Consider the following 22,233-nt stretch of genomic DNA (forward strand, 5'->3'; position numbering starts at 1 on the left):
AGGCGGTTCGGCGTCGATCTGTCAGGCGGTTCAGCGCTCGTTCAGTGATGAACCCGCCTTAATGTGACCACCGGCAAGGCCAATGACGGACCTGCCGGTGTCTGATCGAAGCCGCGCTTCGCCTGACGTGCCTGGGCAGCACGCAGGACGGGCGCACTGCCGGTGTTCGCCGCGCGTTTCCCGCGCCGGAACAGCCGCTCCTCTCTCTCCCGCCCGCCACGGTGTCCCGCCAGATGCGCTTGATCGCAGCCGTCATCCTGTTCGTCACCGCAGCCCATGCCGCGCTGTGGGGCGTCCTGCAAACCAAGCAGAGCGCGCCGGATTTCACCGGCATGCTGCCGAGCGTCTCCTACGATCCGCACGAAGGCACTGCGCATCCCGACGTCGACACCGTCGCCTCGCCGGAGCGCATCCGGGCCGATATGAAGAAGCTCGCGACGATGACGCGCGCGATCCGGCTCTATTCGTCCACCGGCGGCCTCGAGCAGGTGCCGCCGCTGGCGGCCGAGGCCGGACTGAAAGTCACGCTCGGCGTCTGGCTCGACAAGGACACGATCCGCAACGAGAACGAGGTCGCGACCGCGATCAAGCTCGCCCGCCGCAACAGCAACGTCATCGGCATCGTCGTCGGCAACGAGACGCTGTACCGCGGCGAGCTCAAGCCGGACGAGCTGATCGACTACATCAAGCGGGTCAAGAAGTCGGTCACCGTTCCGGTCACCACCGGCGAGATCTGGAACCTGTGGCGCGATTACCCGCAGCTCGCCTCCAACGTCGACTACATCGCCGCGCACGTGCTGCCCTATTGGGAATTCTTCAACAGCACCCAGGCCGTCGACCAGGCGGTCGACCGCTACCAGGTTCTGCGCGACAAGTTCCCCGGCAAGCGCGTCGTGATCGCCGAGTTCGGCTGGCCCAGCCAGGGCTACAATCGCGGCATCTCCGATCCCGGCCCGTTCCAGCAGGCCTGGGTGCTGCGGAACTTCGTCGCCCGCGCCGAAGCCATCGGCATGGACTACAACATCGTCGAGAGCATCGACGTGCCCTGGAAATATTTCGAGGGCGGCGTCGGTCCCTATTGGGGCCTGCTCACCGCCTCGCGCGAGGCCAAGTTCTCCTGGACCGGCCCGATCGTGAACCCGGACTATTGGAAGCTCGCGGCCATCGCGCTGCTCGTCGGCGTGCTGCTGTCGCTGCCGATCGTGCGGCTGCGCCAGCCGACAATGATGCAGGCGATGGTGCTGGCGATCACGGCGCATGGCGTCGGCGCCTGGGTCTCCAACGTCTTCGCCTATTGGAACACGCATTATTTTGTCTGGGGCTCGACCTTCGCGCTGACTCTCGGCCTGATCCTGCTGGTGCCGTTGATCCTGATCGCGATGGCCCGCATCGAGGAGATCGCTGCGATCGCCTTCGGCCGCGCGCCGCGCCGGCTGCTCACCCGCGACAAGGTCGCGCGCGAGCGCGCCGCGATGCCGGAGGGCTATTGCCCGAAGGTCTCGATCCACGTCCCGGCCTATTTCGAGCCGGTCGACATGATGAAGCAGACGCTGGATGCGCTCGCGCGCCTCGACTACCCGAACTACGAGGTGGTCTGCATCATCAACAACACGCCTGACCCTGCGTTCTGGCAGCCGATCCAGGATCACTGCCGCATGCTCGGCGAGCGCTTCAAGTTCATCAACGCCGAGAAGGTCAAGGGCTTCAAGGCAGGCGCCTTGCGCATCGCGATGGAGCGCACCGCGGCCGATGCCGAGATCATCGGCATCATCGACGCCGATTACGTGGTGACGCCGGACTGGCTGTCCGACCTCGTGCCGGCCTTCGCCGATCCCGCCGTTGGCCTGGTGCAGGCGCCGCAGGAGCATCGCGACGAGGACCTGTCGCTGATGCACTACATCATGAACGGCGAATATGCGGGGTTCTTCGACATCGGCATGGTCCAGCGCAACGAGGAGAACGCGATCATCGTGCACGGCACGATGTGTCTGATCCGCCGTGCCGCGATGGACATGGCCGGCGGCTGGTCGAGCGACACGATCTGCGAGGACACCGATCTCGGGCTGGCCATCCAGGAGCTCGGCTGGAAGACGCACTACACCGCCACCCGCTACGGCTCGGGCCTGCTGCCCGACACCTACGAAGCCTTCAAGAAACAGCGCCATCGCTGGGCCTATGGCGGCTTCCAGATCGTCAAGAAGCACTGGCGCCGCTTCCTGCCCGGCAAGAGCCGGCTGACCGCGGACCAGAAGCGCGAGTTCTCGCTCGGCTGGCTCAACTGGCTCGGTGCCGAGAGCCTCGGCGTGGTCGTGGCGATCCTCAACCTGATCTGGGTGCCGATCGTGGCCTTCGCCGGCATCGCCATTCCCGACAGGATCCTGACCATCCCGATCATCGCCGCCTTCGTGGTCTCGCTCGCGCACTTCCTGATCCTGTACCGGCTGCGCGTCGCGGTGCGGCCGTGGCAGATGCTGGGCGCGATGATCGCCGCGATGTCGGTGCAATGGACGGTCAGCCGCGCCGTGGCGCAGGGCCTGATCACCGAGCACCTGGCCTTCGCCCGCACGTCCAAGGGCGGTCTCTCCAGGATGTCGATCGAATTCCAGGCGTTCTGGGAGGCCGTGATCGGCGCCCTGCTCCTGATCGGCGCCGCGATCCTGATCACCACCAATTACCTGGCGATCACCGAGCTCTACATCTTCGCCGCCGTCCTGATCCTGGAAAGCCTGCCGTTCCTCTCGGCGGTCGCCATCGCCGTGCTGGAGATGTCGCGCATCAACTCCTTCGAGTTCTGGCGCTACACCAGGGTCCGCACCGCCGAGCTGATCGGCCTGCGCCCGGTCTGGGTGCCGGAGCTGGCGGGCCCGGGGATGCTGCAGCCGATGCAGCCGGCTCCGCTGAGCGCGGCGGCCACCAAGGTGCCGGAGAAGGTCTGAGGCGCGCGAGGCGTCCGCCGAAAGGCGCGATCAGGAGCTCGCGCCGAGCCGTGGCGCGGCCTCGGCCAGCTCGCCGCGCCCGCTGTCCGTCGTCCTACGCCGGCCGGCCCAGGCGCGGATCGCCTGGCCCATGCCCGCGCCGGGCTTGCGCAGCGGCTTGTCCACGAGGTGATAGGCCAGCACGGCCGCCGTGAGGGAGATCACGACGTGGACCACGCCGGAGTTCAGGTCCGGATACGCCTTGAACAGCGAACTGCTGACCACGAACAGCACGGGGTAATGCAGGATGTACAGCGGGAAGCTGATCTCGCCGAGATAGTCGAACATTGCCGCGACCCGGCCGCCGACCTTGCCGATACGATAAAACACCAGCATCAAGGTGCCGATCCAGGCGACGGCATTGACGGCCGCCGAGCTGACATTGGTGACGTCGAAGAACCGGGCCTGCGTCGCGATCGAGGCGAGCCCGGCGAGGCCGAGCCAGACCAGATAGCGCCGATGGCCGGGATGCGCATAGGCGATCCAGCCCGCCAGCCACGCCCAGAGCATCACGATGCCGGTCAGCCAATAGGAGCTGCCGCCGGCGACATATTCGTTGCGGAACAGCGGCCAAGCCACGAACAGCACGCTGGATGCGATCATCAGCGCCGGCACGTGCGGCCGCCCCTCCAGCTTCCGGAACAGCGGCGCCAGCAGGTAGTACACCGCCTCGATCGACAGCGACCATGCCGGATAGAGAAACCCGATCATGATCGGCAGGAACGCCTCCAGCAGCAACAGGCAGCCGATGAATTGCCAGACGCTCGGCGGCACCGGCGGCGTGCCGTAGCCGCCGGACAGGCCGAGCACCGACCAGCCGAACCAGCCGATGCCGACCGCGAGCGCGTTCAGCGGCAGGATCCGCAACAGCCGCCGGCGGAGATAGCCCTCGGGCCGCATCGCGATCGAATGGTGGATGCTGAAGCCGGAGATGACGAAGAAGCACATCACCGCCATCAGGCCGCTCCGGGTCAGGACCGGAATGGCGCGCTCGGCGGGCCCGAAATTGTAGGTGTGGTCGAACAGCACCCACATCGCCAGCAGGAATCGCAAGCCCCCGAGCACAGGCCAAAATTCGCGATGGGGCTGGATCATGTCGTTTCCTCGAGCGATGGCCGGGCGGCGGGCGCCAGGACGGGCCATGCACAGTCACAATCGGAAACAAACGCTAACGGGAGAACGGCCGCCAATCGAAGCGTTTCGCGGCCGCCAGCCCCTGTTTGGGTCCGCCTGTCACCCTGCGGCCACACCGCCGCCGCCCGGCACCCCGCCTGCACAGCCCCGATCGATCCCGCCCCCGGTCTGTGGGTCGCCGCGCGCGCCTATTGACCCGACCGCACCCACCCCCTACACAGCGCCCACGACAGGACGCGGCCCACGGCCGGGGTTTGACCACTCCGTTCCCGAAACCCGCAGTGAACCACGGCGACGCCTCCAGCGTTCTGATGGACACCTGCCGACGATCCGGACAGTGACGGTTCAAGCCGTCACACCGCTTCCACGGGAAGCGAGCGCGTAGCTCAGCCGGTAGAGCACGTGACTTTTAATCATGGGGTCCCGGGTTCGAGTCCCGGCGCGCTCACCACCCTTTCCTTATCCCCACCACGATCCCCCGCCCGACGCGGAGGAATGCGGAGACGACCGACCATCAACATCTTCTTCACGGCTGACCGCCATTTCGGTCACGCCCGTATCATCGAGCTGGCCAAGCGCCCGTTCTCCTCCGTCGCCGAGATGGACGAGATCATGATCGAGCGCCACAACAAGGTGGTGAGGCCGGGCGACATCGTCCACGATCTCGGCGACTTCGCCTTCGCCGACCACGAGCCTTACCTCCGCCGGCTCAACGGCCAGATGCACCTGACGCTCGGCAATCACGACAATCCCAAACGCGTCAAGGCCGCCCGGCATCTCTGGGCCAGCATCGAGAGCCTGCGCAACATCACGCTGCCCGACGGCACTCACCTGACGCTCTGCCACTACGGCCTGCGGGTGTGGTCAAAATCCCACCACGGCGCCCTCCACCTCTACGGCCACAGCCACGGCCGCCTCCCCGGCGACAGCCAATGCTGCGACGTCGGCGTCGATTGCTGGGATTTCACGCCAGTGTCGACCGAGGAGATCAGGGCACGGCTGGCGACCTTGGCGAGGCGACGGGAGCCGGATCATCAAGCTTGATAGAGACCGGCAGCGTCTCGTGCGTTCTAGTGCAACCAGTTTTTTTGCACTGTCATACGACATCTGGATCAAGCGACGGTTTCGTCATCAGCGCTCCGACCGTCAAACATTATGGTCTGCGCACAGCTTGGGCAGAGAGCCCCACCGCGCAGCTGCTGTCTAAGATTGCCTCACCGATCGCGGTCCTCAGGGCGTTCCGGACTCGCTCGACCGATCCTTCCTAACCCGCTCGATTTCGAGCTCAACGGCTTCGCGGTCGCCGGGAGCCAACCACATCACGTCTTGTGGCATGGCGTCGGACAAGGTCGGGCAGAAGCGTACGTCATGATCGACTGCCCACCGGGTACCGGCGAGGGTGACGCATGGCCCGCCGATGAGAGTCCATCCCCCTCCGGCTTTGTCGGAAACGGTAACCGAGCATTTTGGACAGCTTATACGCATCGCGCCAACGGACCTCCCTAAGCCTTGCCAGTCCCTAGGTATCCTCGCCGGCGGGGGTCAAACTACCCTACCTCGTGAAGGAATTAAATCGCAACTTCAACGCGAGATCAAGCTAGATTGGCGCCGTTGTGGCTCGGCGGTTTTCCACCGCAAGACCTAGCGGCTTTCCGCAGCCCGCATTTCGCGGAATCATGCACCATGAGCACAAAGTCGCGGGACCGGCTGTACGGCACCGACGTCCGCATTGCAGCGAAAACGCGCCGCGCGTGCCCGCAGGGAAGCCGACCGCCTCGCCTGCGACGCCTGGAACAAGCGCATGCTTGGCTTCAAGGGACCAGCGCAGCCATCGCCGACGCTCGGCGATGCCTTAAACGCGGGGTTCGGCCATCTTGAGGTCCGGTGCCTCGGCTGCGACACCAGCCAGACCGTGGCGCTCGATGTTGTCCGTCCCCAAGACAATGCCTGTTCACGAGCTGGAGCGCTACATGCACTGCAAAGACTGCTCGCGGCTGCGGGGCTCCCCTTACAAGCGGAGCGCGCTGGTGGCGGTGCGTGAGACAAAGATTTCCGCGACGCACCCTGCTTCTATCTAGCGGCCGGGGTGACGATGATTATTTAGCAAGCATACCCATGAACAACAAGCACACGTTTTTTCGAGGTATTTCAATATGAGCCGTTTTGACGAACTCACAAAACTGTTCAACCCATGGCGTAAAACTTGGGTTGAGCAATACCGTGCACATCAAACCCTGCCGTTTCGTATAGCAAAGCACATTCAGCACTTTCTGGGCTGTCCGGAATACTTCGGTGATCCCACTCCCAATTCAGGCCAACGACACAGGTACGTGTCACCTACCCATGCGACATGGAACAACGAGAAGCTCTTTTTCAATCTTGAAGCTCATGACGACGTGTATGCTGACGTTGAATTTCACGAAGACGGCTTCTTCTATTTCGGCCTGCGCGTATTCTTGGAACATGCTCCTAGGACATATCCAAAGGAGGCATTCTGGTTGCTATATCGAAGCCGGTTTGACGGTTCACGCTTCTTCGTAACGGAGCAGAGTTCCAAGAAAGAGTTTGACATAGGGTTCGATCCGCTGATCCTTGACCCATTGTCCGAAAATCTCTTTGAACGACTCAAGGCAGATTTGAACAAGAGCCCAATGGTGGCGTCGGACTTCGATAATCCTCGGAAGATCGGTTTCTTTTGAGAAACGGCGACTGGAAGGGCAGCGATTCTTACCGCGGATATTGCGGCATTCGAGGGGGGGGGGCGAAATGGCTGATTTAGTCCGGCGCACCGACTTCGCCAATTCATTAGTACATCTTACCCGAGAGCGGAAAGAGCTTAACAAGGCGACATTTTGCCAGAACATAGTTGCTACCGCCTTCGATGTCCTGAAGGAAATACTAATCTCCGGAACAGTCCGAGGTGGTCTTGGATTTGTGAAAGGCTCGAAGCCTGTTGTCTGTTTGTCCGAAATTCCTTTAGCATCGATGGACAAATTTGCTTCGCAAACGGCCGGAGGCAAAGAACGTTATCGCTTTTATGGGGTGGCTTTGAGCAAGCAGGCAGTTTTCGGTGCGGGCGGCCGACCAGTGATCTACTTGCCAGATAATGAGGCGAGCTGGATACCTTCAGAACAGAAGTGGAGGCAGGTCAAGTTTGAGCCGCCTCACGTTGATTGGACACACGAGCGAGAATGGCGCGTTCCGGGCGATCTCGACCTCACAAAAGTGCCTGGGATATATGTCATCGTGTGGGGAGCGCACGAAGCACGAGAAATTCTCAATCTCAAATGTCCAGTAGAGACACTCATTCGGGGCGCTCTGCCCATGGAGCATTTGAACATGATGCTCTAGCTGCCAAATGGACCCCATGTGCAACCTCTATTCGATAACCACCAACCAAGCCGCCATTGCCGAATTGTTCCGCGTCGTTCGTCAATACGAAGGTAACCTGCCTCCGATGCCCGGCGTGTTCCCGGACTATCCAGCTCCAGTTATTCGCGGCAACGACGACGAGCGCGAGATGGCGTTGATGCGCTGGGGCATGCCGCCGCCGCCACGAACCGGCGGCCCGCCCGTGACAAACATCCGCAACACGGCCTCGCCGCACTGGCGAGGCTGGCTAAAGCCAGAGAACCGCTGCTTAGTCCCCTTCAACAGCTTCGCCGAATACGCCCCGGAGCCAAACCCAGAGACCAAAAAGAAGGACGTGGTCTGGTTCGCCCCGTCCGACGATCGGCCCCTGACCTGCTTTGCGGGCATATGGACCGAGTTTAAGGGTGATCGGGGCACTATCCTGACAACGGTCGAGGAGCGCGACGTCTGGCTGCGGGCACCATGGGACGAAGCCAAGGCCCTGCAGCATCGATTGTCCGATGACGCCCTGAAGATCACCACGCACGGTATCGATAAAGAAGACCCGGCTCAATGATCCCTGCGCTAGGCACAGGACAGATGTAGTTGGAAACTGCCAACCGCAAACTGCTTGCCGACCGCCAAAGCAATCGGTCATTGGAGCGAGCTACCGCAATTCTTACGAGGGGGCGAAAAAATGATCTGTCCACATTGCGGCATACATTTCCATGACAATTGGGACACCCGCGCAGTCGTGCGAGGTGGTCAAGAGCTGGTGTTGGGAAGCAACAGATGGCTCTATCGGACGGCAATATGCCCTGGACAGGACTGCGGTCGACTTACGATTGAGCTGGGCACCGCTCCCTATCAACTGTTGGTGGCAGGCGCCTTTTGGCAAGTTTTTCCCGCTGGGGCGAACCGCGGACCTGTTCCAAATGAAGTCCCCCAAAAAATCGCTCAAGATTACATAGAAGCCTGCAACGTACTCGCCATCAGCCCAAAGGCTTCTGCGGCACTGTCGCGGCGTTGCTTGCAGCATATGCTGCGCGACCATGGCTACAAAGCCAGAGATTTGGCGCATGAGATCGACTTGTTACTCGCCGAGAGCGATCCTCGGCGCGCCCTTCCGATCAGGCTCCGTACTACCATCGACACGATCCGGCATTTTGGAAATTTCGCCGCTCACCCAAGCGAAGATCGAGCCACGCTCGAAGTCATTGCGGTTGAGCCCGAAGAGGCTGAATGGTGCTTAGAGACTATCGAGGAGTTGTTTCAGCATTTTTATGTGGGACCAGCGGTCGCCCAAGCCAAGAAAGCGGCCTTGAATGCGAAGCTGGCATCCAGCGGAAAGCCTCCGGCCAAATAGACCGAGAAGCAGTCAAGAACCGCCTTACTTGGGTATACCTTGAGAGCTGCCGCGGTTAGGCTGTTCTACTCGAAACTGCCGAACCGCAAGCTAGCAGCGACGACTTGAGCAACCGAGCGACGCGATTGCAGGGATTGCGGTGACAGTGCACTAATTGAACGTCCGCTATCCGCCCCTCACCTCCCGGCGGCATCGGCCTCCAGCACCACCTTCGCCACCGGATAACGCCAGTCGTTCTTCGTGTTGTCGGCGGCGGCGTCGATGCCGGCGACGATGACCGCGCCGAGGATGCCGCCGTTGGCGCCGCTGGCCAGGCGCGCCTGGCGTGTCGCGTCGTAGGGCGCGACGGTGATCATTCGCTTCTGATAGCCGGGCTTCTGGCAGGTCACGGCGAGCGTGCTCGACTGGCCGCGATAGAGCGGCACGCGCACCTTGGCGGGGCTCGTCATGGTGGCGGTGAAGCCGGAGGCTTCCAGTGAGCAGGAGGCCCCGGCCATCTCGACCTCGCCGCTCTGTTGGGGATTGTGGAACGTCCGCACTTCCACGAGCTGGTCACCGGCGAAGTCGGGCGCGCTCGGGTCGGTCCGACGCTTCTGTTCGTAGACGTCGATCCCTCGGCTGCCCGTGGTCGACCTGATGTCGGTCACGTTGTTGACCGCGAGCGGCGCAGCACAGCCGCCAAGACACGCCGCTCCCATGATGGCCAGCCCGCTGGCCATCCGACGCAAACCGTTCATTTCAGCCCCCACAGTACCCCACCTGTCTTTGCAGCGGTAGCAGGGGCCGATTGGGGGAACAATAGCCGCAACCTCCGGGGGAATGGAGCGACTATCAAAAACCGATGACGTTGCGGGCAGGACACAGTCGCAACCGTCCCGCCTCAGCGTCGAAGCTGTTCTGGCGGCGCTTCGGACCCTTGTGATAGTTGAGTGCGCGGGCCGAACTGCTCAGAGGATCATCGATGAAGGCGGACACTCGTCTTGCACTCGCATGCATGGCGCTGATCGCCGCCCTGATGGTCCTGCTCCTGTCAGCCAAATATGAGGATTGCCGATCGCGCGGACGACCCGAGGCCGAGTGCTTGCGGCCAAGCCAGCTGCAGCCTCCGACGTGGCGGCCCTGAGCGAGCCCGGCAAAGGTCTCCGCGGCAGCACCGGAACGCATGCGCCGAGAAATTTATTTCGGCAATGCGCTCAACACGATCACCCCTGTCCAGTCGCTAGCTCAAAAATATTCTTCTTCCATTTTTCCGAATTCCATGATTGACTGTGCGCATCCCGTGCTCCTCGAGAGGGGCGGATCGCGATCGTCACGGACGTTGGGTGCGGGGAGCGGTGGCCGCGAGCTGGCTGCAGCGCGCTTATGCGTGCGGACGAACAGCCGGTCGCGGACATGAAATCGCGTGGTCCTGGCGCCCCGAAGCTGGCGCTAAGCTCCGGGGGATGATGACCCCTCGGGGCGACCGTGGCTATCAAGCCGGACACCGGGGAGATCGCGTATAAATGTTAAGACCACCGCGCGGGGAATGCCGGATGTCGGCTGAACCTGTGGTGACTGCCGCCTGCTTTTTTCTGCAGGCGGGCCATGGGTTGCGGCCAGCAGCCCGGCATTCCCCGCGCCCTCTGTATTTCGAGGGCGAGACGACCGGACAAAATCGGGCGCGACCGCGCCGCGATGACGGTCGAACACGTCCCCTGCCCTGATGTCCCTCCCGCGCCGCGACGTCGGCGCTTGCGCCACGCCTTGGTGGCTCGCCGTCACGTGAAGCGCGGCCCGCTATCGTCCGACGGTGCGGCGTGGAATGTTGGGGATTGTTTTTTGAAACACGCCGGCCGCGCTCGCGGCCGCGAACCCGGGAGCCGCCGATGTCCACTGCCTTCCTACTGACGTCGCTGATCGTCGTCGCCTCGCCCGGCACCGGCGTGCTCTATACGCTCGCGGTGGCGCTGACGCGGGGCTCGCGGCTGAGCATCGCGGCCGCGTTCGGCTGCACACTCGGCATCATCCCGGCGATGCTGGCTGCGACCGTCGGCCTCGCAGCGGTGCTGCACACCAGCGCGCTGGCCTTTGCAGCGCTGAAATACTGCGGCGTGGCGTATCTCCTGTACATGGCCTGGCAGACGCTCGGCGAGCGCGGCGCGCTGTCGGTGGAGGCCAAGGATGATGACAAGCAGGATGCGGATGCGCGCTCGGCCGTGCGGGTGGTGCTGACCGGCTTCCTGATCAACATCCTCAATCCCAAACTGTCGATCTTCTTCCTCGCCTTCCTGCCGCAGTTCATAGCCGCCGACGAGGCGCATCCGCTCGCCGCCATGCTGGAGCTGTCGGCCACGTTCATGGCGATGACCTTTGCGGTGTTCGTGGTCTACGGCCTGTTCGCGGCCGCGGTGCGCGATCGCGTCGTCTCCCGGCCCCGGGTGATGACATGGCTGCGCCGGGCGTTCGCCGGTGGCTTTGCGTTGCTCGGGGCTCGGCTGGCGCTGAGTGAGCGGTGAGAAGGTCCAGCCGAGGAGGAAGATGGCGACCCGGACACGGCCTTCTCTCCTCACCCTGAGGAGCCCGCCGCAGGCGGGCGTCTCGAAGGGCGAGGCCCGACTGTGGCCTCATGGTTCGAGACGCGCCGCAAGGGCGGCGCTCCTCACCATGAGGGTTGAGATCGGAAGCCGGAGCACCTTGGTGATGAGCAGTGTGTTCGTCGATAGGGATTCGAAGCGCGCCCTGGAAATTCCGCGCAACAGCAAAACCCGCCTGGAGCGTTGCCGCTCCAGACGGGTCTCATCAGTTCAGCGGTTCACCCGGCAGAGCTCAGCCGAACTGATTCATCGTGTTGTGCGCGCCGCCGGCCTTCAGGGCCTTCTCGCCGGCGAAGTACTCCTTGTGGTCGTCGCCGATGTCGGAGCCGGCCATGTTCTGGTGCTTGACGCAGGCGATGCCCTGGCGGATCTCGGCGCGCTGGACGTTCTTGACGTAGCCCAGCATGCCCTGCTCGCCGAAGTATTCCTTCGCGAGGTTGTCGGTCGACAGCGCGGCCGTGTGGTAGGTCGGCAAGGTGATCAGGTGGTGGAAGATGCCGGCGCGCTTGGCCGAATCCGCCTGGAAGGTGCGGATGCGCTCGTCGGCTTCCTTCGCCAGCGGGGTGTCGTCGTACTCCGCCTTCATCAGCTCGGCGCGGTTGTACTTGCTGACGTCCTGGCCCGCCTCCTTCATCGCGTCATAGACCTGCCAACGGAAGTTGAGGGTCCAGTTGAACGACGGCGAGTTGTTGTAGGCGAGCTTGGCGTTCGGGATCACCTTGCGGATGCGGTCGACCATCTTGGCGATCTGCTCGATATGCGGCTTCTCGGTCTCGATCCACAAGAGGTCGGCGCCGTTCTGCAGCGAGGTGATGCAGTCGAGCACGCAACGGTCCTCGCCGGTGCCGGGACGGAACTGGTAGAGGTTCGAGGGCAGCCGCTTCGGGCGCATCATCTTGCCGTTCTGGTTGATGATGACGTCGCCGCTGCGCGCGGTCTCCGGCGTCACCTCCTCGCAGTCGAGGAAGCTGTTGTACTGGTCGCCGAGATCGCCCGGCTGGCTGGAGAACGCGATCTGCTGTGTCAGGCCGGCGCCGAGCGAGTCGGTTCGGGTGACGACGATGCCGTCCTCGACGCCGAGTTCCAGGAAGGCGTGGCGGCAGGCGCGGATCTTGGCCAGGAAGACGTCATGCGGCACGGTGACCTTGCCGTCCTGGTGGCCGCACTGCTTCTCGTCCGAGACTTGGTTCTCGATCTGCAGCGCGCAGGCGCCCGCCTCGATCATCTTCTTGGCGAGCAGATAGGTCGCCTCGGCATTGCCGAAGCCGGCGTCGATGTCGGCGATGACCGGGACAACGTGGGTCTGGAAGCCGTCGATCTTGGCGATGATCTCGGTCTCCTTCGCCTTGTCGCCGGCCTTGCGGGCCGCGTCCAGCGTGCGGAAGAGATCGTTGAGCTCGCGCGAGTCGGCCTGGCGCAGGAAGGTGTAGAGCTCCTCGATCAGCGCGGGGACCGAGGTCTTCTCGTGCATCGACTGGTCCGGCAGCGGGCCGAACTCGGAGCGCAGCGCCGCGATCATCCAGCCGGAGAGATAGAGGTAGCGGCGGTCGGTGCGGCCGAAATGCTTCTTGATCGAGATCAGCTTCTGCTGCGCGATGAAGCCGTGCCAGCAGCCCAGCGACTGCGTGTACTTGGTGCTATCATTGTCGTAGGCGGCCATGTCGGCGCGCATCACGGACGCGGTGTAGCGGGCGACGTCGAGACCGGTCCTGAAGCGGTTCTGCAGGCGCATGCGCGCCACGGCCTCGGCGGTGACACCATTCCAGGTCGGGTTGGCCTCAAGCAGCGCACGCGCCGCCTCGACCTCGGCCTGGTAGGACGAGGAGCCTTGGAGAGCCTGGTCGTTCAGTCCACGCGGTTGGAAGTTCATGTCCGTGATCCCTTGGTTAAGGACAACCTGGGACCTGTTGTAAGCGCGCTGCGACAGCGGACCAGACATTGCGCGGAAAACTTGTCACACTTTACAAATCTCTCGTGTATAGCTGTAAGGAGCTTACAGAGGGGAGATGACCGGCCATGAGTACCGCCACGGCGCGCTCGATCTTCATGGGCCCGCGCCTGCGCCGGCTCCGGCGCGAGCTCGGCCTGACCCAGGCCGACATGGCCGCGGACCTCGAAATATCAGCGCCTTACGTGGCACTCCTGGAGCGCAATCAGAGGCCGGTCACGGCCGACATGCTGCTGCGGCTGGCCCGGACCTACAAGATCGACCTGGCCGATTTGGCCGGCGACGGCGGCGCAGACCATACGGCGCGGATGCAATCGGTGCTGAAGGACCCGATGTTCTCGGACATCGACATCCCCGCGCTGGAAATCTCCGACCTCGCCGTCAGCTATCCCGGCATGGCCGAAGCCTTCCTGCGGCTCTACACCGCCTATCGCGAGGAGCAACTGGCGCTGGCTGAGCGCGCGCCTTCGATCTCCGGCGGCGGGCCGCTGCCGGAAGGCTTTGACGCCAACGATCCCGTCGCCGATGTCCGGCGCTTCCTCGCCGCCCGCCGCAATTATTTCGCGGGGCTCGACGACGCCGCCGAGCGGCTGGCGCAGGCGGTCTTTCAGGGCTCGGCCACCGGATCCCCGCAGGTCTCGGCGAGCCCCGCGGGCTTCATCGAGCGCTTTCGCGAGAAGCACAAACTGCAAGTCCGCTACATGCCGCCGAACGTGATGCTCGGCTCGCTCCGGCGGCTCGACCTGCACCGGCGGCAGTTGCTGATCGAGGATTCGCTCGACAGCGCGAGCCTGAAGTTCGAACTGGCGCGGCAACTCGCTTATCTCGAGCTGGACAACGAGATTGGTGCAGCACTGGAGGACGGCAAGTTCGCCAGCAAGACCGCCGAGCTCTTGGCGCGCCGCGCGCTCGCGGCCTATGCCGCGGCGGCGATCATCATGCCCTACTCGATCTTCGCCAAAGCGGTCGATACCAGGGCCTACGATTTCGAAGCCCTGGCGCGGCAGTTCGGCACCAGCTTCGAACAGACAGCGCATCGCGTCACGACCTTGCAGAAACCGGGCGCCGAGAAGATTCCGTTCTTCCTGATCCGCATCGATCCCGCCGGCAATGTCTCGAAGCTGCTCGACGGCGCCGGCTTTCCGTTCGCGCGCCACGGCGGCGCCTGCCCGCTGTGGTCGGTGCACGGCATCTTCAAGACGCCGCGCCAGATCGTGACGCAATGGCTGGAGCTGCCCGATGGCCGCCGCTTCTTCTCGATCGCCCGCACCGTGACCGCCGGCGGCGGCTCCTATGGCGCGGTCCGCGTCGAGCGCGCCATCGCGGTCGGCTGCGCCGCCGAGCATGCGGGGCAACTGATCTACACCCGCGGCGGCCATGGCCCCGATGCCAGCGCGCCGACCCCGATCGGCACCGCCTGCCGGGTCTGTCACCGGCCGAAATGCGCGGCCCGCTCGGCGCCGCCGATCGGCCGCGAGATCCTGCCGGACGATTTCAGGACGTCGTCGGTGCCGTTCGGCTTCTCGGCGGATTGAGATGACCGGGGCCTCAGCGATCCAGCGACGCCGGCGGGTTGCCGCTGACGCGCTGGGGCGTCGGCTGAAGCCCATCGATGAAGGCATCCAGTACCGGCGCCAGCCGCTGCATCACGTAGAGCGAGCCCTCCGGCGTCAGATGCAGCGTGTCCCACACGATGGTCGTTTCGTCATCGACCTTCAGCGGGCACGGCCGGTCGCCGCACACGGAGTCGAGAACCGAGATGAAGCTGACATTGCGTTGCTGGGCGGCAAGCCGCTTCAGATGTGCATCGGCGGTGAAACTATCGGGCCTGACCTCCAGCGTTCCCTTCGTGGGAAGATGGGTCATCTCATAGCGCACCAGATTGGCGGCCAGCGGCAGGGCAAACTCGAGCGATTGCCCCAGCAGCAGCACCGGGACGCGCGCGGCTTCGGCGGCCGACAAGGTCGCGGACAGATATCCGTCGAATTTGCGGCTTCGCCCCGCGCCATCCCGCTCGGGCTGAACCGCGTAGAGTTCGAGATACGAGCGCCAGCTGCCGGACAGGATGACCGCGGCGATGCGGCCTTCGCGCAGCACGTCGCGCAATGTCGCGTTGACCTCGTCGCAATTCTTGGATTGGCGCTGGTGCAGATCGACGAATGGCGCGCAGGCTCCGGACGTCAGTTGCAGAAGGTTGACCTTCGACCCGAGATGCTTGCGCAGGGCCCAGGCATAGTGCGCGGCGGTGCTGTCGCCGAACAGCAGGACGTTCGGCCGATCGCCGACAGGCGTCAGGCACACGTCGCGGCGATAGCTCGCGAACGGATGATGCGGCTGCAGGAAGCAGGTGGATTCGCCGTAGAACGGCGCCATGACGCCGACGTTGAAACGCAGCATGCGCTGCGCCGCCTGCGGAAAGCGCGCGGGAAAGCCGTTCTGCAGCACACCGACGATCCCGATCGCCAGCAGCAGCGTCGCGGCTGTCGCGATCAGGCCCGACGTCCTTGCTCCGTGCCACACCGGCCGGGTGCGCACCGGCTGCTCGACGAGGCGATAGGAGGCATAGGCAAGAAGGAACGAGCCTGCGAGCAGCGCCGCGGTCGCGACCGGACCCGCCCAGGTGATCGGCATTGCCGCCGTGCCCAGCACGAACACCGGCCAATGCCAGAGGTAGAGCGAATAGGAGATCTTGCCGAGGAAGAGTCCGGTGCGCCGGAATGGCAGCCAGATCGGCTGCCCCTCATCGCGGCTGAAGGCCATCATGAAGAGCGCTGCCCCGAGACACGGCGGCAGGGCATGCAGCCCGGGGAATCTGGTGGCTTCCGTGAACGTCACGGCTGGCACCAGCATCAGCAGCACCCCGCTCAACGCCATCGTCCAACGCGCGCGGATGTCGGCCGGCGCAAAGCGATCGAGCAGATGGGCCAGCCCCCCGATCAGGAATTCCCAGCCGCGCAGCGCCGACAGGTAGAACGCCGCCGAGGCGGAATTCTTGATCAGGAGTTCGTTGGCGATGCACAGCCCCACCGTGCCGGCGAGCAGCAGGCCGAGCGAGACGCGCGCGGACGGATCGCGAAAGCGTCTGCTCCAGACGACCGTGAGCAGCGGGAACAGGAAGTAGAACTGCTCTTCGACCGACAGCGACCAGGTGTGGATCAGCACCTTGCCGACCGATGGCAGATCGAAATAGTTCGCCTGGAACCAGAAGAAGATGTTCGAGGAGAACAGCAAGGTCGAGACCGCGCTGCCGAAGAACATGCGGTACTCGTCCGGCGGGGCCAGGAACTAGGCCCCGATCCCGGTGCCCAGCACCATCACGTAGAGCGCGGGCAGCAGGCGGCGGGCGCGGCGGTCGTAGAACGTCCAAAACGAGAAATCGCCGCGATGGATCCCCGCCCAGATCAGCCGGGTGATCAGGTAGCCGGAGATGACGAAGAAGATGTCGACGCCGACGAAACCGCCCTGGAAGCCGGGGATGCCGTAGTGGAATCCGATCACCAGGAGAACGGCGACGGCCCGGAGGTAATCGATGTCCGCTCGGAATCGCAGGTCCATGCCCCCGGCCGTTCCTTGTTCGCCGGCCGGGTCGCCAGCTCCGCAATTCCCGTAGATTTACGGGATGTGACACGCTCAGACGCAGACAGCAACGGTCAGATATCGTTAGCAATGTATTGTAATGTGCAATGTGGCCCATGGGAGACAGGACAAGGGCCGGACCGCGGCCGTGATGCAGCTGCGCGGGCGCTCTCCGTGTCGGCGGGCGAGCGCCCCGTCCTCGTCGGCTCGGCGACAGTGCCAAGGGAACAAATTCGCCGTCAGGGCAGCCCACCCTTGCGCAGGGGCCACAAACCGGACAAAGATTGCGCCAAAATGTCGCGGCGGAGGTGTTCCATGAGATACGTCGACGGCGCGGTGATGTTCTTCAGCCTCTGGCTGCTGGCATCGATGCTTCTTGACGCGCTGACGCCGCCGGAGCTGACCTTCTACATGATCGGCCCGGCGATCGCGCCCGCGGTGGTCATCGTCGGGTTTCTGTACTGGCTGCGCATCCCTCCGCTCGATTGCGCCCTGGTGATCGCCACGCTGTGGATGGTGTCGGAGATGGCGCTGGAAATGATTTCACCGAAGCCGCTGTCGCCGCTGATGGCGGTCGCCGCCATCCTGCCGCTGCTGGTCGCCGGGATCGTGCGGCACGTCTATCACTGGCGCCAGTCGCGCCCGTCGGGGATGCAGCCGGTCGCCCTCAACGGCCTGCAGAGCCCCTCCGGATCGATGGCGAGCCGCCATCGGCTCTGACGCCGCGGGACCGAGACGATGTCGATCCGGCGGCGCATGGTCAGAACTTGACGTTGACCGCGAGCTGCGCCGTGCGCGGCGGGCCGAGCAGCCACTGCGTCGTGCCGCCCGACGTCGCATAGATCGCGTCGAACAGATTGAAGACGCGGAACGACACCGTGGTGTTCGCATCCGGCTTCCATTGCACGCCGGCATTGACGACGCCGTAGGCCGGCCGCGCCAGCGTGTTGGCATTGTCGGCGAAGGTCCTGCCCACGACCTGGACGCCGGCATTGGCCGACCAGTTCGGCGCAAACGCCCAGGTCGCCCAGATGTTGGAGACCGTCTGCGGCACATTGACCGGGACGTTGCCGGCATAGTTGACGGCGACGCCGCCGACCGACTGGACGAAGTCGTCATATCTGGCGCGCAACAGCGCGGTGCTGGCATCGACCCGCCAGCCATGGTCGAGCGCGAGGCCGACCGCAGCCTCCACGCCGCGCGACGATTGCTGGCCGACCTGGACCGTGACGGCGGGATTGGCGGGATCGCGCGCCAACAGATTGTTCTTCACGATCTCATAGGCCGCCAAGGTCCACTCCCCCCGCCCGCCCCAGAACGACTGCTTGACGCCGACCTCGACCTGCTTGCCGCTCGACAGCGCGAAACTGCGGTTGGCCGCCGACATCGTGATCAGATTGCCGACCGGATCGACCGCCACGGCGTACTGGCCATAGAAGGCCAGATCCTTGATCGGCGTGTAGACGGCGCCGACGCGCCAGCTCGTGGCGTGATAGGATTTCTCGTAGCTGTTGCCCGGCGCGACGTAGTCGGTGCGCGCGATCGTCGGCTCGTCCTGACGGATGCCGCCGATCAGCGATAGCTGGTCGGTCACCGACAGGCGGTTCTCGGCAAACAGGCCATATTGGTTGGTCGTGCTGCCGAATCCCGGCACGGTGCGATTGGGGCTCGCGAACACGCCTGGATCGAACTCGTAGAGCGCGACCGAGGACGTGCCGCCATAGGGCGAGTTGTTGGTGTGGGTAAAGCTGATGTTGTTGACATCGAACCCGGCCACGAATTCGTTGGCCATGCCGAACACATGGCCGCGGAACGTCGCATCGAAGCGATCGCCGACCTGCTGCTGGTCGTGGAAGATCTCGATGTAGCTGCTGCGGTCGATGCGTCCGGTGGCGGCGTTGTAGGCGTAGCTCTCCACGTCCTTCCAGTGCCGCTGGCTGTTCAGATAATATAGCGTGTTGCGAACGGAAATACCGTCGGCGACCTGCCACTCCGTCTTCACCTGATTCCAGCTGTCCTGATAGCGAATGCCGCTGTCGCCCACATTGTAGTTCTTGAAGCGCAGCGTCTCCAGGATGCGCCCGTTGACCAGCGGCGTGCCGAAATAGCGCGACGGGCTGCGATCGCCATAGTCGGTCGAGATCGTCCAGGTGACGTCCTCGTTCTGCCTGACCTGAACCGCCGCATGCAGCGCGACGTTCGACGTCCGGTCACGGTCGACCCAGCCGTCCGACAGGTTGCCGGTCGCGGTGATGCGATAGGCCACGTCCCTGCTCACCGGTCCGCCGCTGTCGACGGCGATCCGGCGCGTCATGTTGCTGTCGAGCGAAACCTCCGCCTGGTTGCGCTGAACCCACAGCGGCAGCTTCGAGACGACGTTGACCGCGCCGCCGATCGCGCCTTCGCCGTACATCACCGAGGCTGGGCCGCGCAGCACCTCGATACGCTCGGCCGACCAACTGTCGAAGGGGAAGGTCAGCGTGCCCGAGCCGACATAGAGGCGCGTGCCGTCATAGAGCGTCATCACCGAGCCGTTGCCGGTGAAGCCGCGGGTGTTGAAGGACAGCCCGCCATTGCCCGGCGCCGGGCTCGCAGTGAAGCCCACGGCGTTCTGCGTCACCGCATCGATCACATTCTGCTGGCCGCGCTCGGCGATCGTCTCGGCCGAGATCACGTCGACGCTCGCCGGCGTCTGCAGACGCGTCAGGCCGAGGCGGCTTCCGGTGGATGTCGCCTCTGTCAGGTTCAATGTCGGAGCCGCGAAGCCGGGATTGGCGGGTGGCGCTGCCGCGACCTCCGTCGGCGGGCGCGCAGGACCTCGAGCGCGCCGGACCGCGGTGCGCTTCACCTCGGCCGAAAGGGGTCGGCCGACGCGCGACGCCGTGGGCGGGTCGACCACGACAGGATCGAGCATGCGCTCCGGTTTGGCAGCCTGTGACCAGCCGGCGGACGGCCACGACAGGGAGAGGATGGCAACGGACGACAGAAGGAGAAAGCGTCGCTTCGACGCAACGGACAGAGCGGAGGTCATCAATGGACTCGCGACAACGTGGCACGTCACCGCGAGCAAAAGAATTCCCCCGCCGGAAGGCGGCAGAACGGCTTCCATCAGGACACCCCGCCCGATGTGCTCACGTGTGACCACGACTGACGGCAGGTCTCCTGGCTCGCGGGTCAGCGCCTGATCGCCGCCTTCCCGGACCGAGATCCAGTGGCTGATGGCGAAGGCTCGCCGCTTACAGTTGCGGGGGCAGCCGCGGCCTCGGGTCTCCCCTCACCGCGTTCCCGTTTAATCCTCGAAAGGAACCGTCGGCACGACCGTAGGTGCGAGCAAACCCGACTGTCAATGCCACGAGTTCTGAGAACACCGTCTTGTCTTGGCGATCCGGACGAGGTCTGGGGCAGGCAGCGTGCCTGCGGCGCGCCGGTGTGGAAAAGTCCAGCCGGTAGCCGATATTGCCGCGAAATATTTCCGTGATTCTACGGAAACGAAAATTTACGTGGAACTCAGAAACCGACTTTTAAACTCCAGATGCCCATCAAGAGCCGACACAGAACCGTGCGGGGACCATGCTGAACGAACTTCTCGTGATCGAAGATGCCGACGTTCACCTGTCGATCCTGCGCAAGATCGCTGTCCAGGCGGGCTTTGCGACGACCGGCGTGAATTCGGTGGACGGCGCCATCAACGTGCTGCGCCGGCGCAACTTCGAGTGCATTACCCTCGATCTGAACCTTGGCGAACGCTCGGGCACGGAAGTCCTGCAACTGCTGTCGGACATGAAATCGCGCACGCCGGTCCTGATCATCAGCGGCTCCGACGACAAGACCCGCGACGTCACCGTGCGCGCTGGCAAGATTCTTGGGCTCAACGTCTATCCGCCCTTCTCCAAGCCGGTCGACCTGGCCTTGTTGCGGCAGACCTTGCGCCAGATTGCGGCGGACACCGACCGGCAACGGCTGGTCAAAGCCAACATCCGCTGACGTCGAGATCGGCGCGCCAAGTCCCGCGCCGCCCATCCCCGCTCGCTCCACCGCATCTGCAAGAGCCGTGTGCTCCCCGCATTTTCGCTTGACGCAGATCAAGGCGCCATACCCTCGCCGCTTGTTGGCTGCACTGGGAAGCGGAACGAGGGAAAATGACGGCAGCAAATCCCAGCAGCGAAGCAGTCGTGGCCGAAGCGACGCCCTATGAACTGGTCGGCGGCGAAGCCGGCGTGCGGCGTCTGGCCGAACGCTTCTACACGATCATGGATGAAGAGCCTGGAGCGAGCCGGATCCGTGCCATGCACGACAGGGATCTCGCGCCCATCAAGCAGTTGCTGTTCGAGTTCTTGAGCGGCTGGCTCGGAGGCCCTGCGCTTTATTTCGAGCGGCCAGAGCATCGCTGCATCATGTCAGCCCACCGCCCTTATCCGATTGGCGACGCTGAACGTGACGAGTGGATGACGTGCATGCGCCGCGCGATGTTCGATTGCGACATCACGGGCGACATGTACGCGTTGCTGGATCAGGCATTCCTGCGGATGGCTAACGCCTTCAAGAGCCGCAAGCCGAACTGAGTCGGCTACGATTTGGATCAGCCCGGCTTGCTGGCAGCCTCGCGGGCCAAGCGTTCGGCCCGTAGCCGCTCGCGATTGGCATAAAAGGCCCGCTGAGCGGCCTCGTGTTCGCGCATGGCTTGCTCAGCATCCGCCCGGCGCGAGGCATCACGCGCCCGACGCTCTTCCGGCGTGAGCACGCGAGGTGTTCTGTCTGTGCTGTCGTAAGTCATGGACAGTCAACGCCCGAAGAGCGAAGCCGTTCCCCTCGTACCGGCGGCTCAGTCGGATTTTCGCGGAAACAGCCGGTCCCGGATGTAGCGCGATGTCGGCGTGAGGCTCAGGCCATAAGGCTTCTGCCAGACGGCGCGGTCGATTTCCTTCTTGTCGCCAATCTCGAGCCGGCCCTTGGCGTACTTGGCGATGAAGATCGCATCGCTCATCTTGCGCCCTGAGCGCTTGTTCTTGACCGTGACTTCCTTCCAAAGCCGCAGCCGTCCCAGCTTGAGCTTCGGAAGCTCCTCCTTGATCTCCCGCTTGAGGCAATCCTTCGCCGTCTCCCGCGCCCGCTTGCGGCCGCCCGGAAACATCCAGCGTCCATCAATGCGACGCCGGACCAGCAGAACCTTTCCGCCCTTGGCGGCAACGAGCTTGGACGCTTTCGCCATGGCCCGGAAACTTTCACCTCGCGTCCGCTTTCAGGCAGATCCTACAGGATTCGTTGCGAGGCCCTCCACCGGACCTTTGCGGAAGGGGGCTGCAGCGTCCG

18 protein-coding genes, 1 tRNA gene, 2 pseudogenes and 1 riboswitch are annotated in these 22,233 nt (G+C 64.1%); of the genes and pseudogenes, 13 read left to right on the top strand and 8 right to left on the bottom strand.

The genetic code is table 11. The annotated features are described in order from the left end of the window. Positions 1 to 233: 233 nt before the first annotated feature. Complete coding sequence (locus tag ACQR0Z_RS18285) at positions 234 to 2,936, top strand: glycosyltransferase (protein ID WP_434919571.1); 2,703 nt, start codon at positions 234 to 236, stop codon at positions 2,934 to 2,936. Between the two features lie 30 nt (positions 2,937 to 2,966). On the opposite strand, the gene ACQR0Z_RS18290 is transcribed toward ACQR0Z_RS18285, so the two are convergent. Next, a complete protein-coding gene (locus ACQR0Z_RS18290; RefSeq protein ID WP_434919572.1) occupies positions 2,967 to 4,070 on the bottom strand; it encodes an acyltransferase family protein in 1,104 nt (367 codons plus the stop codon). A gap of 414 nt (positions 4,071 to 4,484) precedes the next feature. On the opposite strand from ACQR0Z_RS18290, the gene ACQR0Z_RS18295 reads away from it, so the two are divergent. The 7 genes and pseudogenes from ACQR0Z_RS18295 (at position 4,485) to ACQR0Z_RS18325 (ending at position 8,826) form a co-directional block, all read left to right on the top strand. Next, positions 4,485 to 4,560 (top strand) — tRNA-Lys (locus tag ACQR0Z_RS18295). Positions 4,561 to 4,604: 44 nt separating this feature from the next. Then, positions 4,605 to 5,153, top strand: coding sequence for a metallophosphoesterase (locus tag ACQR0Z_RS18300; RefSeq protein ID WP_434919573.1), 549 nt, complete (start codon positions 4,605 to 4,607; stop codon positions 5,151 to 5,153). Positions 5,154 to 5,792: 639 nt separating this feature from the next. After that, positions 5,793 to 6,187, top strand: a pseudogene (locus tag ACQR0Z_RS18305) (hypothetical protein). A 75-nt stretch (positions 6,188 to 6,262) separates the two neighbouring features. Continuing rightward, positions 6,263 to 6,808, top strand: a complete 546-nt coding sequence (locus tag ACQR0Z_RS18310) for a hypothetical protein (protein WP_434919574.1) — start codon at positions 6,263 to 6,265, stop codon at positions 6,806 to 6,808. Between the two features lie 67 nt (positions 6,809 to 6,875). After that, positions 6,876 to 7,460, top strand: coding sequence for a hypothetical protein (locus ACQR0Z_RS18315; protein ID WP_434919575.1), 585 nt, complete (start codon positions 6,876 to 6,878; stop codon positions 7,458 to 7,460). Between the two features lie 16 nt (positions 7,461 to 7,476). Next, positions 7,477 to 8,037 carry an SOS response-associated peptidase family protein gene (locus tag ACQR0Z_RS18320; RefSeq protein WP_434919576.1) on the top strand — a complete coding sequence of 187 codons (561 nt, stop codon included), beginning with the start codon at positions 7,477 to 7,479 and terminating at the stop codon, positions 8,035 to 8,037. 54 nt (positions 8,038 to 8,091) lie between these two features. Beyond that, on the top strand, positions 8,092 to 8,826 hold the full coding sequence (locus ACQR0Z_RS18325; RefSeq protein ID WP_434919577.1) for a DUF4145 domain-containing protein: 735 nt from the start codon (positions 8,092 to 8,094) through the stop codon (positions 8,824 to 8,826). Positions 8,827 to 9,002: 176 nt separating this feature from the next. Here ACQR0Z_RS18325 and ACQR0Z_RS18330 read toward each other — a convergent pair whose 3' ends face one another. Then, the gene (locus ACQR0Z_RS18330; RefSeq protein ID WP_434919578.1) at positions 9,003 to 9,563 is read right to left on the bottom strand and encodes a hypothetical protein; all 561 of its coding nucleotides are present in this window, start codon (positions 9,561 to 9,563) and stop codon (positions 9,003 to 9,005) included. Positions 9,564 to 10,691: 1,128 nt separating this feature from the next. Here ACQR0Z_RS18330 and ACQR0Z_RS18335 point away from each other — a divergent pair. After that, positions 10,692 to 11,321, top strand: coding sequence for a LysE family translocator (locus ACQR0Z_RS18335; RefSeq protein WP_434919579.1), 630 nt, complete (start codon positions 10,692 to 10,694; stop codon positions 11,319 to 11,321). 310 nt (positions 11,322 to 11,631) lie between these two features. Here the strand turns inward: ACQR0Z_RS18335 and ACQR0Z_RS18340 are convergent, their stop codons facing one another. After that, on the bottom strand, positions 11,632 to 13,269 hold the full coding sequence (locus tag ACQR0Z_RS18340; RefSeq protein ID WP_434919580.1) for an isocitrate lyase: 1,638 nt from the start codon (positions 13,267 to 13,269) through the stop codon (positions 11,632 to 11,634). Between the two features lie 146 nt (positions 13,270 to 13,415). On the opposite strand from ACQR0Z_RS18340, the gene ACQR0Z_RS18345 reads away from it, so the two are divergent. Further along, positions 13,416 to 14,882: a helix-turn-helix domain-containing protein gene (locus tag ACQR0Z_RS18345; protein WP_434919581.1), complete on the top strand. Its 1,467-nt coding sequence runs from the start codon at positions 13,416 to 13,418 to the stop codon at positions 14,880 to 14,882. Between the two features lie 13 nt (positions 14,883 to 14,895). Here the strand turns inward: ACQR0Z_RS18345 and ACQR0Z_RS18350 are convergent, their stop codons facing one another. Together ACQR0Z_RS18350 and ACQR0Z_RS18355 are read right to left on the bottom strand one after the other, a co-directional pair. Further along, on the bottom strand, positions 14,896 to 15,744 hold the full coding sequence (locus tag ACQR0Z_RS18350) for an SGNH hydrolase domain-containing protein (protein ID WP_434919804.1): 849 nt from the start codon (positions 15,742 to 15,744) through the stop codon (positions 14,896 to 14,898). 168 nt (positions 15,745 to 15,912) lie between these two features. Next, positions 15,913 to 16,902: pseudogene (locus ACQR0Z_RS18355) on the bottom strand (acyltransferase family protein); the annotation flags it as partial. Positions 16,903 to 17,262: 360 nt separating this feature from the next. Between ACQR0Z_RS18355 and ACQR0Z_RS18360 the strand changes: the two are divergent. After that, on the top strand, positions 17,263 to 17,643 hold the full coding sequence (locus ACQR0Z_RS18360; RefSeq protein WP_434860911.1) for a hypothetical protein: 381 nt from the start codon (positions 17,263 to 17,265) through the stop codon (positions 17,641 to 17,643). Positions 17,644 to 17,683: 40 nt separating this feature from the next. Here the strand turns inward: ACQR0Z_RS18360 and ACQR0Z_RS18365 are convergent, their stop codons facing one another. Beyond that, positions 17,684 to 19,954, bottom strand: coding sequence for a TonB-dependent receptor (locus ACQR0Z_RS18365; protein ID WP_434919582.1), 2,271 nt, complete (start codon positions 19,952 to 19,954; stop codon positions 17,684 to 17,686). A gap of 104 nt (positions 19,955 to 20,058) precedes the next feature. Continuing rightward, positions 20,059 to 20,249: riboswitch (cobalamin riboswitch) on the bottom strand. A gap of 244 nt (positions 20,250 to 20,493) precedes the next feature. Here ACQR0Z_RS18365 and ACQR0Z_RS18370 point away from each other — a divergent pair. Both ACQR0Z_RS18370 and ACQR0Z_RS18375 read left to right on the top strand, forming a co-directional pair. After that, complete coding sequence (locus ACQR0Z_RS18370) at positions 20,494 to 20,907, top strand: response regulator (RefSeq protein ID WP_434860810.1); 414 nt, start codon at positions 20,494 to 20,496, stop codon at positions 20,905 to 20,907. Positions 20,908 to 21,062: 155 nt separating this feature from the next. Next, complete coding sequence (locus ACQR0Z_RS18375; RefSeq protein ID WP_434919583.1) at positions 21,063 to 21,485, top strand: group II truncated hemoglobin; 423 nt, start codon at positions 21,063 to 21,065, stop codon at positions 21,483 to 21,485. Between the two features lie 17 nt (positions 21,486 to 21,502). Here ACQR0Z_RS18375 and ACQR0Z_RS18380 read toward each other — a convergent pair whose 3' ends face one another. Both ACQR0Z_RS18380 and ACQR0Z_RS18385 read right to left on the bottom strand, forming a co-directional pair. Continuing rightward, positions 21,503 to 21,697 carry a hypothetical protein gene (locus ACQR0Z_RS18380; RefSeq protein WP_434860812.1) on the bottom strand — a complete coding sequence of 65 codons (195 nt, stop codon included), beginning with the start codon at positions 21,695 to 21,697 and terminating at the stop codon, positions 21,503 to 21,505. Between the two features lie 48 nt (positions 21,698 to 21,745). Then, positions 21,746 to 22,132: an NUDIX hydrolase gene (locus ACQR0Z_RS18385; RefSeq protein WP_434875971.1), complete on the bottom strand. Its 387-nt coding sequence runs from the start codon at positions 22,130 to 22,132 to the stop codon at positions 21,746 to 21,748. Positions 22,133 to 22,233: the final 101 nt, after the last annotated feature.

It is taken from the genome of Bradyrhizobium sp. HKCCYLS3077 (assembly GCF_051167555.1).
In the GTDB taxonomy this organism is placed as follows: Bacteria; Pseudomonadota; Alphaproteobacteria; order Rhizobiales; family Xanthobacteraceae; genus Bradyrhizobium.